At 70.3% G+C, this 22,698-nt stretch carries 21 protein-coding genes; 11 read left to right on the top strand and 10 right to left on the bottom strand.

Annotated features, from left to right (window positions below; genetic code table 11):
• Positions 1 to 82 precede the first annotated feature (82 nt).
• Positions 83 to 631 (top strand): hypothetical protein, encoded by a 549-nt coding sequence (locus tag ACI2LP_RS19420; RefSeq protein WP_404725708.1) that lies wholly within the window; start codon positions 83 to 85, stop codon positions 629 to 631.
• Positions 632 to 644: 13 nt separating this feature from the next.
• Here the strand turns inward: ACI2LP_RS19420 and ACI2LP_RS19415 are convergent, their stop codons facing one another.
• The gene (locus tag ACI2LP_RS19415) at positions 645 to 2,462 is read right to left on the bottom strand and encodes a DUF4132 domain-containing protein (RefSeq protein WP_404725707.1); all 1,818 of its coding nucleotides are present in this window, start codon (positions 2,460 to 2,462) and stop codon (positions 645 to 647) included.
• Between the two features lie 133 nt (positions 2,463 to 2,595).
• Here ACI2LP_RS19415 and ACI2LP_RS19410 point away from each other — a divergent pair, with 133 nt between their 5' ends.
• Positions 2,596 to 3,417 (top strand): SMP-30/gluconolactonase/LRE family protein, encoded by an 822-nt coding sequence (locus ACI2LP_RS19410; RefSeq protein WP_404725706.1) that lies wholly within the window; start codon positions 2,596 to 2,598, stop codon positions 3,415 to 3,417.
• On the opposite strand, the gene ACI2LP_RS19405 is transcribed toward ACI2LP_RS19410, so the two are convergent.
• Complete coding sequence (locus ACI2LP_RS19405) at positions 3,332 to 4,267, bottom strand: hypothetical protein (protein WP_404725705.1); 936 nt, start codon at positions 4,265 to 4,267, stop codon at positions 3,332 to 3,334. The two genes, ACI2LP_RS19410 and ACI2LP_RS19405, sit on opposite strands and share 86 nt — an antisense overlap.
• Positions 4,268 to 4,618: 351 nt before the next feature.
• On the opposite strand from ACI2LP_RS19405, the gene ACI2LP_RS19400 reads away from it, so the two are divergent.
• From ACI2LP_RS19400 to ACI2LP_RS19385, 4 genes are all read left to right on the top strand, one after another.
• On the top strand, positions 4,619 to 6,298 hold the full coding sequence (locus ACI2LP_RS19400) for a trypsin-like serine peptidase (RefSeq protein ID WP_404725704.1): 1,680 nt from the start codon (positions 4,619 to 4,621) through the stop codon (positions 6,296 to 6,298).
• A 161-nt stretch (positions 6,299 to 6,459) separates the two neighbouring features.
• Positions 6,460 to 6,894 carry a hypothetical protein gene (locus ACI2LP_RS19395; RefSeq protein ID WP_404725703.1) on the top strand — a complete coding sequence of 145 codons (435 nt, stop codon included), beginning with the start codon at positions 6,460 to 6,462 and terminating at the stop codon, positions 6,892 to 6,894.
• A gap of 7 nt (positions 6,895 to 6,901) precedes the next feature.
• Complete coding sequence (locus ACI2LP_RS19390) at positions 6,902 to 7,306, top strand: thiol-disulfide oxidoreductase DCC family protein (RefSeq protein WP_404725702.1); 405 nt, start codon at positions 6,902 to 6,904, stop codon at positions 7,304 to 7,306.
• Positions 7,307 to 7,317: 11 nt separating this feature from the next.
• Entirely contained in the window at positions 7,318 to 8,070 is a 753-nt protein-coding gene (locus tag ACI2LP_RS19385) for a TetR family transcriptional regulator (RefSeq protein ID WP_404725701.1), read from the top strand.
• 68 nt (positions 8,071 to 8,138) lie between these two features.
• Here ACI2LP_RS19385 and ACI2LP_RS19380 read toward each other — a convergent pair whose 3' ends face one another.
• Positions 8,139 to 10,376, bottom strand: coding sequence for an MMPL family transporter (locus tag ACI2LP_RS19380; protein ID WP_404725813.1), 2,238 nt, complete (start codon positions 10,374 to 10,376; stop codon positions 8,139 to 8,141).
• A gap of 159 nt (positions 10,377 to 10,535) precedes the next feature.
• Here ACI2LP_RS19380 and ACI2LP_RS19375 point away from each other — a divergent pair, with 159 nt between their 5' ends.
• Both ACI2LP_RS19375 and ACI2LP_RS19370 read left to right on the top strand, forming a co-directional pair.
• Positions 10,536 to 11,222 (top strand): response regulator transcription factor, encoded by a 687-nt coding sequence (locus tag ACI2LP_RS19375; RefSeq protein ID WP_404725700.1) that lies wholly within the window; start codon positions 10,536 to 10,538, stop codon positions 11,220 to 11,222.
• The gene (locus ACI2LP_RS19370; protein WP_404725699.1) at positions 11,219 to 12,739 is read left to right on the top strand and encodes an ATP-binding protein; all 1,521 of its coding nucleotides are present in this window, start codon (positions 11,219 to 11,221) and stop codon (positions 12,737 to 12,739) included. Before ACI2LP_RS19375 ends, ACI2LP_RS19370 begins: the two co-directional genes overlap by 4 nt.
• Before the next feature lie 54 nt (positions 12,740 to 12,793).
• Here the strand turns inward: ACI2LP_RS19370 and ACI2LP_RS19365 are convergent, their stop codons facing one another.
• From ACI2LP_RS19365 to ACI2LP_RS19355, 3 genes are all read right to left on the bottom strand, one after another.
• Positions 12,794 to 14,347 carry an ABC transporter substrate-binding protein gene (locus ACI2LP_RS19365; protein ID WP_404725698.1) on the bottom strand — a complete coding sequence of 518 codons (1,554 nt, stop codon included), beginning with the start codon at positions 14,345 to 14,347 and terminating at the stop codon, positions 12,794 to 12,796.
• Positions 14,348 to 14,478: 131 nt separating this feature from the next.
• Entirely contained in the window at positions 14,479 to 15,897 is a 1,419-nt protein-coding gene (locus tag ACI2LP_RS19360; RefSeq protein WP_404725697.1) for a metallophosphoesterase, read from the bottom strand.
• A gap of 11 nt (positions 15,898 to 15,908) precedes the next feature.
• A complete protein-coding gene (locus tag ACI2LP_RS19355) occupies positions 15,909 to 16,160 on the bottom strand; it encodes an SCO4848 family membrane protein (RefSeq protein WP_404725696.1) in 252 nt (83 codons plus the stop codon).
• 121 nt (positions 16,161 to 16,281) lie between these two features.
• On the opposite strand from ACI2LP_RS19355, the gene ACI2LP_RS19350 reads away from it, so the two are divergent.
• On the top strand, positions 16,282 to 17,493 hold the full coding sequence (locus tag ACI2LP_RS19350; protein ID WP_404725695.1) for a D-alanyl-D-alanine carboxypeptidase family protein: 1,212 nt from the start codon (positions 16,282 to 16,284) through the stop codon (positions 17,491 to 17,493).
• Here ACI2LP_RS19350 and ACI2LP_RS19345 read toward each other — a convergent pair.
• From ACI2LP_RS19345 to ACI2LP_RS19330, 4 genes are read right to left on the bottom strand one after another with little or no spacing between them, the layout of a single operon-like run.
• Entirely contained in the window at positions 17,462 to 18,394 is a 933-nt protein-coding gene (locus tag ACI2LP_RS19345) for a YihY/virulence factor BrkB family protein (protein WP_404725694.1), read from the bottom strand. The genes ACI2LP_RS19350 and ACI2LP_RS19345 overlap by 32 nt on opposite strands.
• Positions 18,382 to 18,807, bottom strand: a complete 426-nt coding sequence (locus ACI2LP_RS19340; RefSeq protein ID WP_404725693.1) for a GtrA family protein — start codon at positions 18,805 to 18,807, stop codon at positions 18,382 to 18,384. Before ACI2LP_RS19340 ends, ACI2LP_RS19345 begins: the two co-directional genes overlap by 13 nt.
• On the bottom strand, positions 18,804 to 19,763 hold the full coding sequence (locus tag ACI2LP_RS19335; RefSeq protein ID WP_404725692.1) for a decaprenyl-phosphate phosphoribosyltransferase: 960 nt from the start codon (positions 19,761 to 19,763) through the stop codon (positions 18,804 to 18,806). The genes ACI2LP_RS19340 and ACI2LP_RS19335 overlap by 4 nt, the downstream gene beginning before the upstream one ends.
• Entirely contained in the window at positions 19,756 to 20,346 is a 591-nt protein-coding gene (locus ACI2LP_RS19330; protein ID WP_404725691.1) for a phosphatase PAP2 family protein, read from the bottom strand. The genes ACI2LP_RS19335 and ACI2LP_RS19330 overlap by 8 nt, the downstream gene beginning before the upstream one ends.
• Before the next feature lie 162 nt (positions 20,347 to 20,508).
• Here ACI2LP_RS19330 and ACI2LP_RS19325 point away from each other — a divergent pair, with 162 nt between their 5' ends.
• The gene (locus tag ACI2LP_RS19325) at positions 20,509 to 21,921 is read left to right on the top strand and encodes an FAD-binding protein (RefSeq protein WP_404725690.1); all 1,413 of its coding nucleotides are present in this window, start codon (positions 20,509 to 20,511) and stop codon (positions 21,919 to 21,921) included.
• A 12-nt stretch (positions 21,922 to 21,933) separates the two neighbouring features.
• On the top strand, positions 21,934 to 22,689 hold the full coding sequence (locus ACI2LP_RS19320) for a decaprenylphospho-beta-D-erythro-pentofuranosid-2-ulose 2-reductase (protein ID WP_404725689.1): 756 nt from the start codon (positions 21,934 to 21,936) through the stop codon (positions 22,687 to 22,689).
• Positions 22,690 to 22,698: the final 9 nt, after the last annotated feature.

The raw sequence follows: 22,698 nt of genomic DNA, 5'->3' as shown, positions 1-22,698 counted from the left end.
ACCTCCCGGATCCGCGAAAGCCCGCTTCGGTACGCTGACCCGTACCGAAGCGGGCTTTCAACTTGATGGGGGACAGGGACACATGACCGAGCCGAATCCGTACGCGGCGGACGGAGAGCCCGAGTACAAGTGGGGGCCGACGCAGCCTCCCGGTACACCGGCCTACGGATACCCAGGCCCCACCACCCCGGGGTACGGCTATCCCAACCAGCCCCCGTCGTACGCCCAGACGCAGCCCGCGGGTGTGCCCGTCCCCCTGGACGGCGCGCCGGCTCCGATGGGCGGCCAGCCGCTGGTCTCGATCGGTGACATCACGGTCATGGGCGACTCGATCGTGACGCCCGCGGGGACGCTGCCGCTGCGGGGCTCGGTGTGGAACGCCACCGACATGTCGCGCACCGAGGAGAAGATCCCGGTGGTGGCCGTCGTGCTCGCGATCATCTTCTTCTTCGCCTGTCTGCTGGGTCTGCTCTTCCTGCTGATGAAGGAGAAGACGACGACGGGCTTCATCCAGGTCACGGTGACGAGCGGCGGGAAGCACCACTCGACGATGATCCCGGCCCAGCGTCCGGAGACGTTCCAGATGGTGATGGGTCAGATCAACTACGCCCGCTCGCTGAGCAGCATGTAGTCACCGGGGTCGATCAGCTAGTTCCGTTGCCGACGGAGGCCACGCCCACGAACAGGTCGACGTCGCGCAGGACTTCGGTGAGCACCAGCTCGGGTATCCCGGAAAGCGGCAGTGGGGCGACGCGCGTCCCGCGCCGCCATCGGGTGCCCTGGCGGTACGCGCCGCCGCTCGCGTGGGCCAGGTTGCCAGGGGCGTCGATCGGATAAAAGCGCACCTGGCCGGTCGAAATCCGGGTGTACGCACCGGCGTCGGTGAGGTCGCCGTCCTCCCTGCCGCCGACGCCCTCGATCCAGAACTCCGCGCGCAGTCCCCACTGCGGCAGCTCCCGCACGGCGGGCGGGTAGGAGGCGTCGACGCTGAGCCGCAGCCGGGCGGTCCAGCCGCGTATCGCCGCAAGGGAGTTGAACTGGTGCTGGCGCAGGACGTGCCCGGCGAAACGATTGGAGTAGGTACGCGTGCGCCGCTCGGCGTCGGTGAGCGGATAGACCTCGCGGTGGGCCTGCTTGAACGGCTGGGTGATCTGCCTGGTCTCCAACCACTGCTGCCAGGCGGCGACTTCACCGGCGGGCCGCAGGACGGGATGCCAGAGCTCGACCACAGCGGTGGGCATGGGGTTCACCGGGTCGCCGTCGCGTGTGCGCAGCTCGGCGCCGTCGAAGGCGACCGATGTGCCGGCGACCGTCCAGATCAGCCGACGGGCGAGGGTGCCGACCAGCGGATGGTCGAGGAAGCGCCTGCGCCAGTCCTGGTACGCCCAGCTGCGGCGGCCCAGGAACTGCCGGTCCAGCCGCTCGGACTGGGCGGTGAGCATCTTGTCGATGTCCTTGGCGGCGGCCTTGATTTCCTTCAGCTCGTCGGGGAAGTCGCGATTCACCGCCGCGGGTACCGTCTTGACCGTCTTGCCCGCAGCATTGCGCCAGGACAGCACGGCCTTGCTGCCCCGCACCTCCAACAGGGCGGTGACGTCGCCCAGTCGGTACTCGCCGTGCCCGACGCCGGTCAGCCCGTACGCCGGGATGCCGAGCTCCTCGACCTCCTCGCGGCTCAGCCCTCGCGCCTGCGCACGGGCGTCGAGTGCCGCGGCCACCTGTTTGAGGGTGCCCTTGTAGGTGACGCGGGTGGACAGCCGCGCCAACTCGGCGAGGGCCGCGTCACCTTCCGTGCGGGCGAGCCCGGTCACGCCCGCGTTGGCGACCTTCGGATTGCGCGGGCCGCTGCCGGGGACCTTGCGCAGTGAGCTCTCGACCAGCGCCCCGAGGGCGCGGGCGGTGTCCTGCCCTGCCGGGAGCAGGGCCGTCAGCCAGGCGACTCCACGCAGGGCGTCGGCGTTGAACGGGTCGTCCATGCTGTTGTAGTCGACCCAGCCCGGATTGATGTGCAGCTGTATCGTCCGTGCCTGCCCGACGAGTTGGAGCCAGTCCAGCACCGCGTCCCGTACGGCCGATGTCCCGATCTCGTCGACCAGGGCGCGGGCGGTCTTCTCCCAGGTGGCGCTCGGCTTGGCGGAGTTGGCTTTCCGCAGATGCTTCAGCAGCCGCCGCCCGGCGTCCCCGAACCGGTCGGCATCCGCGAGGGCCCGGTCCGCCCACGCCTCCCCGGGGTTGAGGACGGGTTCCTCGACCCGGTCCAGTACGAGGGAGAGCTCGGGCTCGGCCTCGTAATTGTTCAGCCTGGAACGGCGCAGCACGGCGACAAAGGCCCCGGGCAGACTGCGCCCGGCGTCCAGCTCGCCCTCGGCCAGGGTGATCAGCTCGTGGTGGGCGTGGAAGGAGTACGCCGTGGCGAGCTCCTCGATGCGCTCCAGGCGCGCCTGCTCCGTGCGACGTCCCATGCCGAGAACAGTAGGACCCGCCACTGACAATCAGTCGTGCCGGGGAAGTTGACCGGGGGGATGGCGGGGTGACACCGGTCGCTCGAAGAAGGTCTCCAGTGAGACGGTGGCCTGGGTGCCGCTGACGCCCTCGATGGCGTACAACCGGCGCAGTACATCCTGTAGTTGTTCCGTGGTGGCGGTGCGCACCTCGCTGCGCTGGCACGAGACGACGGGCACGGTCTGTGTCTTCCGCTCCCCCGCCGGACACAGCAACGGCAACACACTCGACCGCGAAGGCCGGTTGATCTCCTGCGAGCAGGGCGGCCGGCGGGTCACCCGTACCGAACACGACGGCTCGATCACCGTCATCGCCGACCGCTTCGAGGGCAAGCGGCTGAACAGCCCGAACGACTCGGTCGTGAAGTCCGACGGCTCGATCTGGTTCTCGGACCCGGACTTCGGGATCACGAGCGACTACGAGGGCCACCGCGCACAGAGCGAGATCGGCGCGTGCAGTGTCTACCGCGTCGACCCGGCCACGGCCGAGGTCCGCCTCGTCGCCGACTGCTTCGCCACCCCGAACGGCCTCGTGTTCTCCCTCGACGAACGGCAGTTGTACGTCTCGGACACCCGTGGCGGCTGCATACGCGTCTTCGACGTACGCGAGGACGGCACGCTCTCGGACGGCAAGGTCTTCGCCGAGGCCACGGACGGTGTCAGCCGTTTCGACAATCTCCGCTTCGACGACGAAGGGCGCCTGTGGGCGGCGGCCATCGAGGGCGGCGTCCACTGCTACGACCCGGACGGGACCCTGCTCGGCCGTCTCCTGATCCCCGAGCCGGTCTCCAACATCGCCTTCGGCGGCCCCAAGAACAACCGCGCGTTCATCACGGCGTCGACGTCGCTGTACTCCCTGGTGATGTCGGTGACGGGGGCTCCCCGGATCCGCCGCGGGACCTGGCCCGCCGGGTGAGGAACAACGCGCCCGCAACGCCGACAAGGGCCGCGCCGCCGACGGCCCACGCCACGGCAGGCGTTCGGGAGTCGTCGGCGGCGAGCGCATGCTTTTCGGTCCGGCACGCCCGGCCGGTCACCTCGTCCGCAGGGACGACCCGATAGCGGGCCCAGACTTCCGGCCGGGCCTTCGAGGAGGCGTTCTTGTCGTACTGATAGACGGGATAGAGGCCGGGCTCGGCGTCGCACCTGATGGTCGCGGTCGCGCTCTGCTCGGCCTTCCCGCCGCTCAGGACGGGCTTGTCGGCGAAGGCCGGGGAGACAAGGCTGACGGATCCGTCGAAGTCATGGCCGATGTTGGTGGCCACGACCCGGCTGCCGGCCGGGAAGGACCGTACGTCCCAGTCGGTCTGAGGCCACGTGGTGCCCTTGGGCCACTGCTCTTCCTTCGAGTCGGGCGCAAGGTTCTTGAGCTTCGTACGGCACTCCCGCACGGCGGCGTCGTCGGCCTTCTCCACGCGCACCGTCGTGAAGGGGGTGCCGTGTTCGCTCGTCCGCACCCAGGCCGGGGGCTGGATCTCCACCGGGTGGATGCCGGGCGTCGCATCGCACTTGATGGCGACGGTCGCCGTCAGGCGCGGGGCGTGCATCCGCAGGACGCCCTCGGCGAGGAATGCCTTCGAGGTCAGCACATCACCGTTTTCCAGCTTTCCCTCGCCCACTGTCACGGCGAGAACGTCGCCGGGGCGCACCAGGCGGACCTTCCCCGGGGCGTAGGGCAGAGGCTCGTCTGCGGCCGCCGGTGGGGCCGCGGCCACCGCACACCCCAGTAAGAGCGCTGCGGCGAGTGCTGCGCGGGAGCAGTTCATGGCGGGGGCTCGTGTTCCTTCCGGTGCGCACAAATGCAGGCTTGTGCGTTGCATTGCACCCTTCGGGGCGAACTGGCGTGCGAATATTTGGTTGTTGGGGACACACAGTCCCTCTCCCAGAGAGAGAGTGCATTGCGTTCACGTTGGTTGCCTGCCCTCGCGTTCATCTTGTGCGCGGGCGCATTCGGCACCGGTCCTGCCGCCGCAGCGACCGGTGTGCCCTCGCCACTCCCTTCGACAAGCGCGGCCACTCCCCCGGCCTTAGCCACACCGTCTCCTTCTCTCCCCGAGCCCACGCCGGCACCCACGGCATCCCTGAGCGAGGAGGAGAAGTACTGGACGGCCCAGCGCATGGCCGACGCCGTGCCGGTCGATGCCGAACGGGGTGACGCAGCCCCGGGGCCCGCCGCCCGGTCCGGACTGCGGGCCGCACCTGCCGACATCAAGCAGGGTGAGTACTTCGGCGGACTGCCGATGGTGGGCACCTTCTTCTTCGACGGCAAGGAACTGGGCGGTACGAAGACGTACTGCACGGGCAGCGTCGTCCACAGCAGCACCCGTGACCTGGTGCTGACCGCCGGACACTGCGCGATGGGCCTGAACGGAGCCACGCACCGGATCTTCGTACCGCAGTACCGTCACGGCACCTCCGCCGCCAATCAGCCGCACGGCGTCTTTCCGGTCAACGCCGTCTTCATGGATCCGCGGTACAAGAAGGCGGAGGAGGAAAGTCCGAAGGGAGACACCAAGCTCCCCGTCTCCGACCTCGACCTGGCGTTCACGCGGGTCGGCCCCAACAGCAAGGGCAAGGCCGAGGATGTCACCGGGGCGCTGACCTTCACCCCCACCACCACGTACGCGCACAACGTCACCGTCATCGGCTACCCGTCCAGCGAGGCCAACAACAAGGAGCACAAGGCGCTCCGTTGCGAGGTCCCGACCAAGCAGCTGCCCGGCTTCCGGCAGATGCGGATGACCTGCGGCGGCTTCCACGGCGGGGTGTCCGGCGGTCCCTGGATCACGGACTACAACGCGAGCACCCGTACCGGGAAGGTCATCGGAAACACGGGCGGCTACAACGGCGGCGGCAACGACCAGAACGTCGACTGGATCACCTACGCGCCGATCTACGGCAAGGATGCCCAGGACCTCTACAACGACGCCGTCGCCGGCCGGCAGCCGGGCGCCCGCCCGCCGTACCAGCCCGCAACGGGTGATCCCTACCTGCCGGGCGGCGGCGACCTCTGGAAGCACGCCAGGCTCCTGGCCTCGGGCGACTTCTCGAACACCGGCCACAGCGATCTGATCGTGGTGTGGACGGACGGCGAGACCACCCTCTACCCCGGCGACGGCAAGGGCGGCTTCCAGCCCGAGCGGCAGCTGCTGCCGAAGAACGACCTCTGGAAGAAAGCCGGGTCCATCACCGGCGGCGACTTCACCGGCTCCAACCAGTTCGACCTGCTGGTGCGCTGGAACGACGGAGAAGTCACCCTCTACCCGGACGTGAGCTCCAACGGTCTGAACGTGGCCGGGACCCAGATGGCCAAGAAGGACTCCGTCTGGAAATTCGCCACCCAGATATCGGCGGGCCGCTTCAACGCCGCCACGTACGTCACGGATCTGGTGGTGCGCTGGAAGGACGGTGAGCTCAGCCTCTACACCAATGTGAGCTCCGGGACCTTCGGGCAGGAGCACAAGCTGCGGGCGGCCGACCCGCTCTGGGAGCACGCCACGCTGCTCACCAGCGGGCAGTTCTCCGGGAACCACACATGGGACCTCATGATCCGCTGGTCCGACGGTGAGGTCGACAACTACGTCGGCACCACGACCACCGCCCTGGGCAGCGAGAAGCGCGTTCTGAACAAGAACGACCTCTGGGGGGATCACGCCGACGTCATGTCGGCCGGCAACTACAGCCCCAACGGCCTGGCGGACGACCTCCTCATACGGTGGTCGGACGGCGAGACCACGATGTACGTGGACTCACGCGCCGACCGGGTAGGGACCGAGCAGACACTCGTCTCTCCGTGAACCGACGGCGGTAGCCGTTCTCCTGCGCGCGCCGGAGAACTGCTGCCGCCGTCTCTCGTCCGGCCCGCTCACCCCCGATTCCCCGCTCGCTTGAACATGTTCAAAAGTAGGTCTACAGTCCATGACAACAGCTTTTGAACACGTTCAAGGGAGGGTGGGGCATGGACCTCACTGTTGTCGCCTACGTCGTCTACCTGCTGATCAGCGTGGCGCTCACCGTCTGGGTGGCCCGTACACTCAGCCGCAACGGCCGGATCTTCCTCGCCGACGTCCTGCAGGGGAACGAGAAGCTCGCCGACGCCGTGAACCACCTTCTGGTGGTCGGCTTCTACCTGGTGAACCTGGGCTTCGTCGCCCTCTACCTGAAGTCGGCCGACGCCGTCGCCGACGCCCGCGGGCTCCTTGAGGCGCTCTCGGTGAAGGTCGGCGTCGTACTGCTCGTACTCGGCGTGATGCACCTCGCCAATGTGTACGTCCTCAACAAGATCCGCCGTCGTGGAGTGATGGAGCGCGAGCAGGTGCCGCCCGTGCCGCCGCAGGGCTGGACGGGCCAGGCAGGTCAGGGCCCGTGGGCGGCGCCCGCAACCGGAGTCTGACCCGGCCATGGGCATCACGACCATGCGCACCCCGGTGAAACGGCTGACCGTGCTGTACGACGCGCAGTGCCCGCTCTGTGTCCATCTGCGGCACTGGCTGCTGCGGCAGCGCCAACTCGTGCTGCTCGACCTGCTCCCGGCGGCGTCGGACGAGGCCCGGCGCCGCTTCCCCGGCCTCGACCACGCGGGGACGCTCACCGAGATCACGGTGATCGGCGATGCGGGCCAGATCTACCGCGGAACCTCCGCCTGGATCGTCTGCCTGTGGGCGCTGGCCGAACACCGGCCGAAGGCCCACTGGCTGGCCACCCCGGCCGGCGAGCCCTTCGCCCGGGTCACGGTGCTGGCCGCGGCCAAGTACCGGGAGGTCACCGCGCCTCCCTGCGACGACCGGTGCTCCCTTCCCGGTTAGGCTCGGACACCGTGACAGACGCGAAGGCCCCGACAGACGCGAAGGCTCCCAAGAGCGAGCAGACCCGCACGCTCATCCTCGAGACCGCGCTCCGGCTCTTTCAGGAGCGCGGTTACGACAAGACGACCATGCGGGCCATCGCCAAGGAGGCCGGGGTCTCCGTGGGCAACGCGTACTACTACTTCGAGTCCAAGGAACACCTCGTCCAGGGCTTCTACGACCGGATCGGCGCCGAGCACCAGGCGGTGGTCCGGCCCATCCTCGACCGGGAGACCGATCTGGAGACCCGGCTCGCCGGGGTGCTGACGTCCTGGCTGGACATCGCCGAGCCCTATCACGAGTTCGCGGCCCAGTTCTTCAAGAACGCGGCCGACCCGCAGAGCCCGCTCAGCCCGTTCTCCCCCGAGTCGGAACACGCCCGCGAGGCGGCCCTCTCCGTCCACCGGGAGGTACTGGCCGGCTCCAAGGCCAAGGTCGCCGACGAACTCGCCGACGTCCTGCCCGAGTTGATGTGGCTCTCCCAGATGGGACTCGTCCTGTACTGGGTCTTCGACCGCTCGGAGGGCCGCGAACGCAGCAGGCGACTGGCCGAACGCGGCGCCCGCCTCACCACGCGCGGTGTCGCGCTCTCCCGGTTCCGGGTGCTGCGGCCACTCGTACGCGAAGTGCACGAGCTGTTCACGGACTTCCTGCCCGGGATGTCGGAGACCGTCGCCTCCAGCAAGAAGGCCTCACCGGTCCCGGACTCCCGTAAAAAGGCCTGAGACTCCCGCAATGGGACCTGACCGGCCCCGCCGAGCGGGACCGGTCAGCAGCCGTGGGCCGCACCTCGCTACGGCTGATGCACACCCTCCTGCGACAGCACCACATCGTCGACCAGCGGATCGCCGCCGATGCCGTCCCCGGCCACCGGCTCCACACCCGGCCCCGGCACGGCGCCCGCGAGCGCCGGTGCGTCCTCCCGCGGCTCCACGGCCAGATGCGGCAGCCGCTTCTCGAGACCGGCCGGCAGCCACCAGTTGGACCGCCCCAGCAGATGCATCGCCGCCGGCACCAGCGCCGTACGCAGGATGAACGCGTCCAGCGCCACCGCGGCCGCAAGCCCGATGCCCGCCATCGCGCCCTCCATGTCGCCGCTCAGCACAAAGGCGCTGAACACGCAGATCATGATCAGGGCGGCACAGTTGATGACCCGGCTGGTCTCGGCGAGACCGACCCGCACGGCGCGCGCGTTGTCCTGGGTGTGCACCCATTCCTCGTGCATCCGGCTCACCAGGAACACCTGGTAGTCCATCGAGAGGCCGAAGAGCAGGGACAGCATGATGACCGGCAGGAACGCGGTGATCGGCCCCTCCTTGCCGAGGCCCAGTGCCTCCGCTCCCCAGCCCCACTGGAAGATCGCGACCAGTACGCCGAACGAGGCCGCGGCCGCGATCAGGTTCATCAGCGCGGCGGTCAGCGGGACGACCAGCGAGCGGAACGCGATCAGCAGCAGCAGGAAGCCCAGCGCGATGATCGTGCCGACGAAGTACGGCAGCCGGTCGCCGGTCACCGCCGCGAAGTCCTTGAAGATCGCGGTGACTCCGCCGACATGGATCTCCTCGCCCGACTGCGGGATGACCTTGTCGCGCAGGGTGTCGATCAGCTGGTCGGTCTCCTCGGACTGCGGTGAGGTCGTCGGCACGACCTGGATCACCGTGACGCCGGAGCCGGGCGGCGAGGGCAGCGCGACGACCTGGGCGACGCCCTCGGTACTGCGCACCGTGCCCACCAGTGCCCGGACGGCGGCCGGTTCGGCGTCCTTCGCGACCAGTTGCAGCGGCCCGTTGAAGCCGGGCCCGAAACCCTCGGCGAGCAGGTCGTACGCCTGCCGGGTCGTGGTGTCCTTCTTGTGGTTGCCCTGGTCGGTGGCGCCGAGCCGCAGGGACAGTACGGGGATCGCGAGCGCCGCCATCACCACGACCGCGAGCAGCGCGATCGACTTGGGCCGCTTCTGCACGGTCGCGGACCAGCGGGCGGCGGCGCCACTGGACTCCTCGGGCTCCGGGCCGACTGCCGCGAGCCTGCGCCGCTGCCGCCGGCTCAGCACGCGCGGGCCCAGGACGCCGAGGAGCGCGGGCAGCAGGGTGATCGCGGCGAGCACGCTGAGTACGACGGTGAGCGAGGTGGCGATCACCACGCCGTCGAGGAACCGCATGTTCATCACCAGCATGCCGGCGAGCGCGATGCACACCGTGCCGCCCGCGAACAGCACCGCGCGCCCGGAGGTGTTCAGCGCGGTGACCGCCGAGTCCTCCGGGGCCATGCCCCGCAGAATGCCCTTGCGGTGGCGCGTGACGATGAACAGCGCATAGTCGATGCCGACGCCGAGTCCGATCAACGAGCCGAGCAGCGGGGCCACTTCGGGCACGTCCGTGGCGTGGCTGAGCAGCGTCGTCGACAGCATGCCGGTGCCGACGCCGAAGACGGCCACGACCAGCGGCAGCACCATCGCGAAGAGCGAGCCGAAGGCCAGGAAGAGGACGACCGCGGCGGCCGCGAGGCCGACCATTTCGGCCGTGCCGGTCGGCGGCTCCTGAATGCGGGCGATCGCCTGCCCGCCGAGCTCGACCTGCAGTCCCGCGCGTTCGGCGTCCTGCGCGGTGTCGACGACGTCCTCGATCAGGCCCTTCGGCACGCCGTTGGCCTGTTCGGCGAAGGTGATCTGGGCGTACGCGATCCGCCCGTCCTTGCTGATCTGCGCGCCGCCCGCGGGGGTGTACGGGCTCGCGACCTCCCCGACGCCCTTCATGCCCGCGATCTCCTTGAGCGCGGGCTCGATCCGCGCGCGTACGGAGGCATCGCGCGCCGAGCCTTCCCGGACCCGCCACACCACGGTGTCGGTGTCGCCGGAGCTCTGCGGGAAGGCCTGCACCATCAAGTCGTACGCATGCGTGGAGTCGGTGTCCGGAAGGCTGAAGCTGTTGGAGTAGTTGGTGCCTGCCGAACTGCCCGCGGCCCCCAGGCCGAACAGCGCCCCCACCCACAGCACCAGGACCACCAGCCGATGCCGATAGCACCAGCGTGCCAATGCCGCCACGATTCCTGCCCCTTCGTAGATCCGTCTCCCCCGGGCCGGTCTCCAGAATCGGCCGCAGACGGCGTCCGTGGCGTGGCGCGGCCATGACTCTCAAGGAACTCCAAGACAGTGACCGGTCCCCGGCGCGGGGAACATGCCGATACTGAGGACATGGACCATGAGGGAGCGACCGTGCTGGTCGTCGAGGACGAGCCGAGCATCGCCGACGTCCTCGCCATCGCACTGCGCTATCACCGCTTTGAGGTGATCACGGCGGGAAGCGTGCGGCAGGCCCGGCAGCTGGCCGGGCAGACGCGCCCCGATGTGGCGCTCCTCGATGTGATGCTTCCGGACGGCGACGGGCGCGCGCTCGGACGTGAACTGCGCGCCGCCCGCCCCGAGACGGCCGTCGTCTTCCTCACCGCGCGCGACGCCCCCGCCGAGATCGTGGGCGCACTCGGCTTCGGCGACGACTACATCACCAAGCCCTTCAACGTCGACGAGGTCGTGGCCCGCATCAGGGCGGTGCTGCGGCGCACCAGGCCGGCGGACGTGCTGCCGGTGCGGCCTCCGCTGCGGTACGGCGACCTGGAGCTGGACGACGCGACGTATGCGGCGCGGCGCGAGGGCGGCTCGGTGCAGCTCACCCCCACCGAGTACGCTCTGCTGCGTTTCCTCGTACGCAACGCCGGGCGCATCGTCACCAAGGAGCAGTTGCTGCGCCATGTCTGGCAGTACGAGCACCAGGCGGAGTCGACCGTCGTCGAGACGTACATCAGCTATCTGCGGCGCAAGCTCGATCCCCTGGGCCCACCGCTGATAACCACCCGCAGAGGCGTCGGATACGGGCTCGCATGAGGCGCTGGACACGGGCGGCGGCCGGGGCCCGCGCCTGGCACCAGCAGCACCACCGCTCAGTCCACTCCCTGCGCGCCAAGCTCACCGTGGTGAATGTGGCGCTGCTGGCCCTCGGCATCGTCGCCGCCACGGCCATCAGCCTGATGGGCATGCGGCACTATCTGCTCGACCGGGTGGACAGCGAGCTGATGGGAAGCGCACATGCCCTGGCGCGCACCGGATTCACGCAGAAGGAGATCGACTCGCTGAGCGCGATCGGGGCGCTGCGGGACCAGTTCGCGCCGGACGACAAGGAGGCGAGCCGGCTGACGCGCTCGCCGACGATCCTTGTCGCCCTCGACGCCGGGCACCGGCCGATCGCCTTCGCCAGAATCGTGCCCACCGACCGGCAGCGGGATCTCGCGGCCGCGGTCGACGATCCCGGCGCGCTCGCCGACTCCGCCGAGGCGCGGGACGTGAACGTCGGCGGCGAGCCCTATCGCGTGGTCGGGACCCGTCTCGGCGACGGCACGTTCGTGCTGCTGGCCACCGAGACCGGAGCCGTGCACAACGGAATGGCGAAGGCCCTGAAGCTCGATCTCGCCTTCGGGACGGTGCTGCTCGCGCTGCTCGCCCTGCTCACCATGCTCGGTACCAAGCACCGGCTGCGGCCGCTGGAGGACATGGTGGAGACGGCGTCCGCCATAGCGGAGGGCGATCTGACCCGACGGGTGCCCGCCGGACGCGATCCGGTCACCGAGATCGAGCAGCTGAGGGTCGCCCTCAACTCCATGCTCCACCAGGTCGAGTCGGCCTTCGAGACCCGCGAGCACAGCGCCGCCCAGCTGCGGCGGTTCGTCGCGGACGCCTCGCACGAACTGCGTACGCCACTGTCCGCGATCCGCGGCTATCTGCAGCTGTACGACAAGGGGATGCTGCGCGAGCCGGTGGAACGGACCCGGGCGCTGGCCCGGATGAACGCCGAGGCCGACCGGATGGGCCGGCTCGTCGAGGAGCTGCTGACCCTGGCCCGTCTCGACCAGCAGCCCCAACTGCGGCTTTGTGCCGTTGACTTGAGCCATCTGGTGCGGGACGCGGCGGACGATCTGCGGGCCCAGCAGCCGCAACGGCCGGTCACGGTGCGGGCGGCCGGAGCGTTGCTCGTGCAGGGCGACGAGTCGGGGCTGCGGCAGGTCGTCGGCAATCTGCTGGCCAACGTCCGCGCGCACACCCCGGCGGAGGCCGCGGTGCGGGTGGAGCTGGCGCGTGAGGGCGGCGACGGGCGGGGGCCGGGGGCGGTGCGGCTGCGGGTGTCGGACGAGGGTCCGGGCATGGCGGGCGAGGACGCCGAGCGCATCTTCGACCGCTTCTTCCGGGCGGGCGGGGAAGGGAGCGGGCCCGCGGGCAGCGGTCTCGGCATGGCGATCGTGCAGGCGGTGGTCGCCTCGCACGGCGGCGAGGTGACGGTCCGGACAACGCCGGGCGAGGGCCTGGCGGTGACGGTCGCGCTCCCGGCCGCCCCTGCGCCGACGGCGTAGCGGGTGCTCGGTGGGTTGCTCGGTGGGGGTGCGCAGAGGCGAGGCCTTGCGCCGTCAGATCCGGCCGAGCTCCCACAGCCGCCAGACGCCGGTGCCGTCCGACAGATACTGCGCGCCGCTGACGTCCTCGCTGCTCAGTGCGTAGTCCTTCTGCTGCCACAGCGGCAGCAGCGGCACATCCTCGGCGATCTCCCGCTGCAGCGACTTGAAGTCCTCGGTGGCGCGGGCGCGTTCGGTGTACTGCTGCGTGGAGGAAATCAGCCTGTCGACGGCCTTGCTCCGATAGCCGTTGTGGAGGGTCGAGTCCGTGCCGACGAGGGGCTGGCTGAAGTTGTCGGGGTCCGGGAAGTCCGGTATCCAGCCGACGGTGTACGCGTCGTACTTGCCGTCCGCGTACCCCTTCTGGAAGACCCTCCAGTCCTGGGCGACGACCTTCACCTTGAACAGCTTGGTCGCCTCCAGCTGCCGGCGCAGTTCGGCCGCCTCCTGCGCCGGGCCGCTGTCCGCCCGGTGCACCAGGGTGAAACTCACTGGCGCAGTGATGCCCGCCTCGTCGAGCAGTTTCCTGGCGCGCTCGGTGCTGGGCTTCGGATAGGCGTCGAAGAAGGGGTTGGTGTGCCCGAGGGTCCCCTGCGGGATCAGGGAGTAGAGCGGCTGCACGGTGGAGTGATAGACGGAAGTGACCACCTTGGGGCGGTCGATGACCGCGGCGATCGCCCGCCGTACCGCCTTGTTCGCCAGCGGCGAGCCCGGCCGCAGGTTGAAGACGAGATTGCGGATCTCCGCGCTCTCCGACTCGCTGACGCGCACGGCCGAGTTGCTCGGGTCGAGTGCGGCGAGGTACGTGGCGGGCAGCCGGCGGTGCGTGACATCGAGCTGCTGGGCCTGCCAGGCCGCCGCGAGCTCGTCGGCCCCCTTGAAGTAGCGGATCACCACGGGCCCGCCGGTCTTCGTCAGCGCGCCCTTGTATCTGGGGTTGGGTACGAGACGGGCTCTGACGCCGGGCTCGTACTCCTTCAGAACGTACGGTCCCGAACCGTCCACCGCTGAGCCCTCGCGAAGGCTCTTCTCCGGGTACTGGGTGCGGTCCACGATCGACCCTGCGCCGGTGGCGAGCTTCTGCGGAAAGGTGGAGTCACGGGTGGTGAGGTTGAAGGTGACCGTCCGGCCCCTGGCGACGACGTTCTTGAGGGTCGCGAAGAGAGGCTGCGGGCCGACGCCCGACTTGATGCGCAGCATGCGCTCGAAGGAGTACTTGACGTCCTCGGCGGTGATCTTCCGGCCATTCGCGAAGGTGAGGTCGTCCCGCAGTTCGCACTGGTAGGTCTGGAGCTTGATCCCGATGAACGTGCAGCTGCTGGCGGCGTCCGGGACCGGGGTCACGCCGTTGGGTCTGAAAGTGAGGAGCGTCTGAAAGACGTTGTTGTACATGGCCCAGGAGCCCGCGTCGTAGGCCCCGGCGGGGTCGAGGGAGGTGACGACATCGGTCGTACCGACGGTCACCGCGGCCTTCTTGGCCCCGCCGGACGGCAGTAACTGCCAGCCCCCCACAGCCGCGGTCACCAGCACCACGCACATGACCAATAATCGAAGACGGATCGATTGCATCGCCCGAGCTTCCCTTCACGCCCACCCCGGTTCGTGATATGGCGCGTTCAGCCAATCACAAGGCCGTCACTGGAAGGAGGAAAGCAGGAGTCGTCACAGTTAACTTTGACCCCGGCCATGCCTTGGTGCCGTTAGGCCGTGCGGGATGCGAGCTCTACGACGGTGATGTCCGAGGGCGCCCCCACGCGCACGGGCGGGCCCCAGGCACCTGCGCCCCGGGTCACATACAGCTGGGTGTCGCCGTAGCGTTCCAGGCCGGCGACGGTCGGATTGGCGAGGGCGGCGAGGTGGTTGCCGGGCCAGAGCTGACCGCCGTGGGTGTGGCCGGACAGCTGCAGGTCGACGCCGTGCTCGACGGCGTCATGGATGACGACGGGCTGATGCGCGAGCAGCACGGACGCGCGGCTGCGGTCCCGGTCGCCCAGCGCCTTGGCGAAGTCGGGCCCGTCGCCCTCGCTCTCGCCGGCGACGTCGTTGACCCCGGCGAGGTCGAATCCGCCGATCTCGACGCGCTCGTTCCGCAGGGGGTGCAGCCCGAGCTCACGGACGTGCTCGACCCACGCCTCGGCCCCGGAGAAGTACTCGTGATTCCCCGTCACGAAGAAGGCCCCGTGCCGCGCCTCCAACTGGGCGAGGGGCTCGGCGGCGGGCCCGAGATCGGCAACGCTCCCGTCGACGAGATCACCGACGACGGCGACCAGATCGGGCGATGTGGCGTTGATGATGTCGACGATCCGCTGGGTGTGGGCCCGGCCGAGGATGGGCCCGAGGTGGATGTCGCTGACGACGGCGATACGGAACCCGTGGGCGGCACGGGGAAGCCTGGCGAGAGGAACGGTGACCCGCTTGACCCGAGGTCCGCGCAGGACGCCGTACGTTCCGTACCCAACGGTCCCGAGGGCGACGGCGGCGGCACTGCCCCCGACGATCCGGCTCACAAACATCCGCCGCGAGACGCCGGGCCGCGCGCCCGCGAGGTCCTCGGTGCGGGCCGCCGACCCGGCGGCGGCGGCCGCGCTTCCCGTGTCCGTACGGAGCACTCCGGCGTCCGGGGCCGCGGAGACCTCGGTCGCCGTCGCTGCCACGGCGAGCGGATTGTCCGCGGTGGCCGCGGTGGCCGCGGGATCCTGCGCGGCTGCGCCGACGGCCGCAGGCCGGTCGGTCCCAGGCACCGCGGCGAAGCCCACGGCGGGGTCCTGAGGGCCGCTCGCACCTGCCCGCCGCGCCTCCCGACGCCCCAGCACCCCCCGCAGCACCGGCCGTACAGCCTCCCCCACCACCAACCCGAGCACCAGATACAGCAGCACGGCCAGCCACAGATACCCCGGCCACGCCACCACCCGCTGCACCCAGAACGGCGCCCCCGCCCGCCCCGACACCAGCGCCCCCACCGACAGCAGCGGCAGCACCCACACCGCCGTCGTGCCCACCCGCCGGGCCATCCCGCCCGGCGCGGTCGTGTCGCGGACCAGGCGTCGCCATACGTACCAGTGCACCCCCGCCAGCAGGGCTACAACCGCTACCACCACGAGCAGGACGACCACCAGCACGAACCGCTCCCCTAATCCTTGGCGCTCGTTGCGCGCAATGCGCGCACGCCGCGCAACCCGATCACGCCGACGACCGTCCCCAAGACAAAGGACGTCATGGCGAGCAGCAGGTGGACCCAGAAGTACCCGGTCGGGTTGCCCGAGTCGTCGAAGGCGAGCCCGCTGCCGTCCTTCCACAGGTTCTTGACGAAAGTGATCCAGATGAACCAGCTCCACACCCCGAACGCGAGCAGGAACCAGGAGGCAGAGCGGCTGAGCTTCATGGACTCAGTATCGCGGCCGTCCTCCGACCGGGTCCTCCGGGGTGGGCTGTCCCGGCGTCGCTCCCGGCGGGTCACCGAGCTGATGAGCATATTTTCTGCTTGGCCATGTACGTTCTCGTCCGTGTCTGCTTCGAAGAAGACCGCGTTGACGGTCGCCGCCGCCGTGTTGCTGCCCGCACTCACCGTCGCACCTGCGACCGCGGACACCCATGACGACAAGCCAGGAAGGAAGCAGCAGCCCAACCCGCCGGCCTCCATGTCCACCGTCGGCGGCACCCAGCTCGGCATGGCCGGCCCCCAGGTCAGCCTCGGCCCCGGTGCGCCCGTACTGCCCGCCGAGCTGAGCGGCCGGTCCTGGATCGTCGCGGACGCGGAGAGCGGCGACGTGCTCGCCTCGAACAACGCCCACTGGCGGCTGCCCCCGGCCTCCACCCTCAAGATGCTGTTCGCGGACACCGTGCTGCCCCGGCTGCCCAAGACCGAGATCCACAAGGTCACCGACGCCGAGCTCGCGGACGTCGGCGAAGGCAGCAGCCTGGTCGGGGTCAAGGAGGACCACACCTACTCCGTCCACGATCTGTGGCTCGGAGTGTTCCTGCGCTCCGGCAACGACGCCGTGCATGTGCTGGCCGCGATGAACGGCGGCGTCCCCAAGACCGTCGAGGACATGCAGGCGCACGCCGACGAGCTGCAGGCGCTCGACACCCATGTCGTCTCGCCCGACGGCTATGACGCCGACGGCCAGGTCTCCTCCGCGTACGACCTCACCCTCATCGCCCGCAGCGGCATGCAGAAGAAGGACTTCCGCGAGTACTGCTCGACGCCCCGCGCCATGTTCCCCGGCGAGAAGGTGCCGGGCAGCAAGCGCGACTACTTCGAGATCCAGAACACCAACCGGCTGCTCACCGGCGACGACGGCGTCACTCCTTACAAGGGCATCGCCGGCGTCAAGAACGGCAACACGACGCACGCGGGCGCGACCTTCACCGGTGTCGCCGAGCGGAACGGCAAGGTGCTGCTCGTCACCGTCATGAACCCGGACTCCGGCGAGAGCCAGGCCGTCTACCAGGAAGCGGCCCGACTGCTCGACTGGGGCTTCGCGGCGGCCGGCAAGGTCAAGCCGGTCGGTGAGCTGGTCCCGCCGAAGTCCGCGACCCTCCCCGAGTCGGGCGGCGCACAGCCCGCGGGCAAGGGCGCTCCGGCCAAGACCGCCGCCGCCAAGCACAGCTCAGGCGGCATCGGTACCGCGCTCGGCATCATCGCCGGGGTGCTGGTGGTGCTGGCGGCCGGGGTCTTCCTGGTCAACCGGCGCTGGCCACTGCGCCGCCGCTAGGTCCTGCAGGGCCGCCGCCAGGACGTGCCGGGGAAGTCCCGTCCGTCGTCTGCTTGCTCTGCGTCGCCGTCCACGCGGCGCAGAACAGCAGCAGCTTCGCGCTGAAGTTGATCCACAGCAGCAGGGCGACCGGGACGCCGAACGCCCCGTACATACTCTTCCCGGCGACACCCTGGATATAGCCGCTGAGCAGCAGTTTGAGCAGTTCGAAGCCGACGGCTCCCATCAGCGTGGCCACCATCAGGCGGCGGCGCGGCGGGTGCACGCCCGGCAGCAGCGTCAGCAGATACAGCAGCACCAGGAAGTCGGCGACGACGGCGATCGCGATGGCCACGCCCTGCAGCAGTACGCCGCTGGCTCCGCCCTTGTCGATACCGAGCCGGTCGGCACTCCAGCCCACGGCGGTGGACGCGAGCGTCGACGCCGCGATCGAGGTGAGCGCCGTCGCGCCGAGTCCGAGCAGTACGCCCCCGTCCTTGAGCTTGCGCAGGACGGGATTGCCCTCGTCCTCGTCGTCCAGCTCCCAGACCGCCCGCAGGCAGTCCCTGAGCGAACCGACCCAGCCGATGCCGGTGAGGAGCAGCAGCGCGCCCGCGACGACTCCGATCGTGCCGGCGTTGGCGACCAGGGAGTTGATGTCGAGCTGGTCGGAGATGCCCGGCACCTGCTCGGTGATCCTGTCCTCGAGCTTGGCCAGCTGCTCCTGGTCGAGCAGCGCGGCGCCGATCGCCGCGGCCACCGTGATCAGCGGGAAGAGCGCGAGAAAGCTGATGAAGGTGATCGCGGCGGCGAGCCGCGTCCAGTGCACCCGGTCGAGCGTCTCGTACGAGCGCCAGGCATGGGTCTGCATCAGCCGTGCGACCAGCGGTCCGACGACGGGGAGTTTGATCAGCCAGTCCATGTCGTACGCGTACCCTCCGCGCCGAATACCAGTGTCCGGGTTCCCCAGAATCGCAGGCAGGTGGCGAGGAACATGCCGACGCCGAGCCCGGACACGGTGTCCGCGCGCCCCGAGGTGAGTCCGAGGCCGTGGTGCGAGACAACCAGACAGAGCAGTTGCACCAGCGCGCCCGCGAGATTGACGGCGAAGAAGACGGCGCACTCACGAAGACCCATCCTTCTGCACCGGTAGGTCCCCAAGGCGTTGCCGAGGTACGCGACGGTGCTCCCGGCGAGGAAGGAGAGGGCCTTCGCGGTCAGCGGCTCCCAGCCGAGCGGGCCGCGCAGCCATACGAAAACGGCCAGGTCGGCGGCGTACGCACAGCCTCCGACCAGCGCGAAAGAGCCCAGCTCGGACCATCCGACGGGCTTCACAGGTCGGCGACCGCCAGTCCGTACATCGCGGCCCAGACCAGTCCGACGACGGCGAGCGCCCGGTCGTGCAGCACCACATCCTCGGGCGCGCCGGCCGTGCCGCGGTCCGCGAAGACCGCGTAGCGCAGCACCGCCAGGATGAACGGGATGATCGACAGCTGCCGCCAGGGCAGCAGGGCCTGGGCGGCCACCCCGCCGCTCTCCAGGGCCCACAGGCAGTACGCGAGCACGGCGACACCGGCCGCGAGCTGCCAGACGAAGCGCAGATAGCCGGTCGTGTACTCGTTGAGCAGCGCCCGGGTCGCGCCCTTGCTGCCCTCCATCTGCACGGCTTCCGAGTATCGCTTGGCCGCCACGATGAACAGCGCGCCGAAACCCGTGGTGATCAGGAACCACCGGGACAGCGGGATGGCGAGCGCGACCCCGCCGGTCATCGCGCGCATGAGGAATCCGGTGGTCACGACGGCCAGATCGACGACGAGCACATGCTTGAGCCAGAGGCAGTACGCGAGTTGCATCGACAGATAGGCGGTGAGCAGGGCGCCCGTCATGGCGTTGCACAGGGCCGCCGCTCCGGTGATCGCGACGGCTGCGAGCAGGGCGCCCATCGTGTACGCGACGGCCACGGGCACGTCCCCGGCGGCGACGGGACGTCTGCGCTTGACGGGGTGGGCGCGGTCGGCTTCGCAGTCGCGGGCGTCGTTGACGAGGTAGACCGCCGCGGCTGCCGCGGTGAACAGGACGAAGACGAGGGCCAGTTGAGAGGCGGTGCGCCTGGAGCCCAGGTCTCCGGCTGCGGCGGGGGCGGCCATGACGAGGGCGTTCTTGATCCACTGGCGCGGGCGCGCGGTTCTGAGCAGGCCGAGGGGCAGGCCGACGACCCGGCGCGGCGCGGGCCGTGGGGGCCGCCGGGGCCGTTCGGACCGCTTCAGCAGCGCGCTGCCGCGCTCAGCCATGCCGCCCCCGGACAGCCGGCCCCGGCGGCCCCTGAGGCGCGCCTTCCGGCGCGGAGCCCACGCGCGGACCCGTCATCCAGCGGGCGCCGAGACGGACCGCGAGCCCGCCGAGTGCGGCGCCCGCCGCGATGTCCGTCGGATAGTGGACGCCGACGACGAGCCGTGACACGCACATCGCGGCGGCCAGCGGCGGCGCCAGCCGGCGTCCGGCCGGGCGCAGCGCGCCGAAGGCCACGGCGGCAGCGGCCGCCGATGTGGCGTGTGAGCTGGGGAAGGAATGGCGGCCCACGGTACGGACGAGAGGCCCGCCGACGGGCAGTTGGGGGCGGGGGCGGCGTACGGCTGCCTTGATGCCGATGCTGGCCAGATGCGCCGCGCCGACCAGGGCGGTGGCCCGCAGCCAGGCCCCGCGCCGCTCGCGGTCGGCCGCCGCGCCCAGGAGTCCGGCGGCGAGCCAGAGCGCGCCGTGCTCGCCGGTGGCGGAGAGCGCGCGGGCGGCAGCGGCGATCCGAGGCTGCCGTCCGCAGTCACGCAGCGCCGCCAGCAGCCGCCGCTCGGCGGCCGCGCAGTCCGCGTATCTCATCTGCCACCCCTTCTCATGAGCTCTCATGAGCCAGGGGCGACTCTTCTCGGCGATCGGCGGACTTTCACGTCCATCTTTGATGACACTCGTTTAATCACCCATTTCGGCGAGTCCTGCGAGGTACCGCCAAATGCGGGCATAGGCGGCTATAACGTCTCGGACATGGTTGCCGAGACCCGCACCACCGACACACGTGCCGCTGCCGGCACCGGCACCGGCACCGGCACCGGCACCGAGTTGGTGTCCCTCACCGGCTGGGGTCGGACGGCCCCGACGACCGCCCGGCTGCTGTGTCCCCGTACACCTGCGGAAGCCGTCGATGCAGTGCGGGGCTGGGGGGCGCGCGGCGGCATCGCGCGCGGGCTCGGACGGGCGTACGGAGACGCGGCGCAGAACGCGGGCGGAGCCGTCCTCGACATGACCTCCCTCGACCGCATCCGCACCATCGACGCCGAAGCGGGCGTCGTCGTGTGCGACGCGGGCGTGAGCCTGCACCGGCTGATGGAAGTGCTGCTGCCGCTCGGCTGGTTCGTACCGGTGACACCCGGGACCCGCCATGTCACGGTCGGCGGCGCCGTCGGCGCCGACATCCACGGCAAGAACCACCATGTCTGCGGCTCCTTCTCGCGCCATGTGCGCTCGCTGGAACTGCTGACGGCGGACGGCTGCGTACGGACGGTCCTGCCCGGCACCGACCTCTTCGACGCGACGACGGGTGGCATGGGCCTGACCGGCCTGATCCTCTCGGCGACCGTCCAGCTGCACCCCGTGGAGACGTCCCTGATGTCCGTGGACACCGAACGGACCGCCGACCTGGACGACTTGATGGCCAGACTCACCGCGAGCGACCACCGCCACCGGTACTCGGTCGCATGGATCGACCTCCTCGCGCGCGGGCGTGCGCTGGGGCGCTCCGTCCTCAGCCGCGGCGAGCACGCCCCGCTGGAAGCCCTGCCTCCGCGCGCCCGGCGCGCACCGCTCACCTTCCGCCCCCGGACGCTGCCGCCCGCCCCCGGACTCGTACCGGACGTTCTGCTCGGACGCGCCACCGTGGGGCTCTTCAACGAGTTCTGGTACCGCAGGGCGCCCCGCTCACGCACCGGCGAGCTGCAGACGTTGGCCGCCTTCTTCCACCCGCTGGACGGCCTCCCGCACTGGAACCGGATCTACGGCCGCGGCGGCTTCGTCCAGTACCAGTTCGTCGTCGGGTACGGACAGGAGGACGCCCTGCGAGGGATCGTGCGCCGGATCTCGCAGCGCCGGTGCCCTTCGTTCCTCGCGGTCCTCAAGCGCTTCGGCGCCGGCGACCCCGGCTGGCTGTCGTTCCCCCTGCCCGGCTGGACGCTCGCGCTGGACATCCCGGCCCGGCTGCCCGGACTCGGCGCGTTCCTGGACGAGCTGGACGAGGAGGTCGCCGCGGCGGGCGGCCGGGTCTATCTGGCGAAGGACTCCAGGCTGCGTCCGGAACTGCTCGCCGGGATGTATCCACGACTGCCGGAATTCCGTGCCCTGCGGGCCGCTCTCGACCCCCGCGGAGTCTTCACCTCCGACCTCTCCCGCCGTCTCTCCCTCTAAGGAGCACCACCCGTGAAGAACGCCTTCGGCTCCCCGCAGTCCCTCCTGGTCCTCGGCGGTACGTCGGAGATCGGCCTGGCCGTCGCCCGGCGGCTCATCGCCCGCCGCACCCGCACGGTGTGGCTGGCCGGCCACCACGCCCCCTCCCTCGAAGACGCGGCGAGCGGGCTCCGTACCCTCGGGGCCGACGTCCGCACGGTCGCCTTCGACGCCCTGGACTGCGCCGCGCACGAAGAGGTGCTGGGGAAGATCTTCGCCGAGGGCGACATCGACATGGTGCTGCTGGCCTTCGGCGTCCTCGGCGACCAGGCGAACGACGAGGCCGACCCGCCGGCCGCCGTCCGGGTCGCGCAGATCAACTACACGGGGGCGGTCTCGGCCTCACTGGTGTGCGCGGCGGCCCTGCAGAACCAGGGGCACGGCTCGCTGGTGGTGCTCTCCTCGGTGGCGGGCGAGCGCGCCCGCCGCGCGAACTTCATCTACGGCTCCAGCAAGGCGGGCCTGGACGCCTTCGCCCAGGGGCTGGGGGACGCGATGCACGGGACGGGCGTGCACGTCATGGTCGTACGCCCCGGATTCGTCCGTACGAAGATGACGGCGGGGCTGCCTCAGGCGCCGCTGGCCACCACTCCCGGGGCCGTCGCCGCGGCCGTCGAGCTCGGGCTGCGACGCAGATCGGAGACGGTGTGGGTGCCGGGGGCACTGCGGCTGGTGATGTCGGCGCTGCGGCATGTGCCGCGACCGCTGTTCCGCAGACTGCCGCTGTGACGACGACCT

It is taken from the genome of Streptomyces sp. NPDC019890 (genome assembly GCF_044903445.1).
GTDB lineage: Bacteria > Actinomycetota > Actinomycetes > Streptomycetales > Streptomycetaceae > Streptomyces.
Note: the sequence above shows the minus strand (reverse complement) of the source record. Positions and strands in the feature narration are given on the sequence as shown.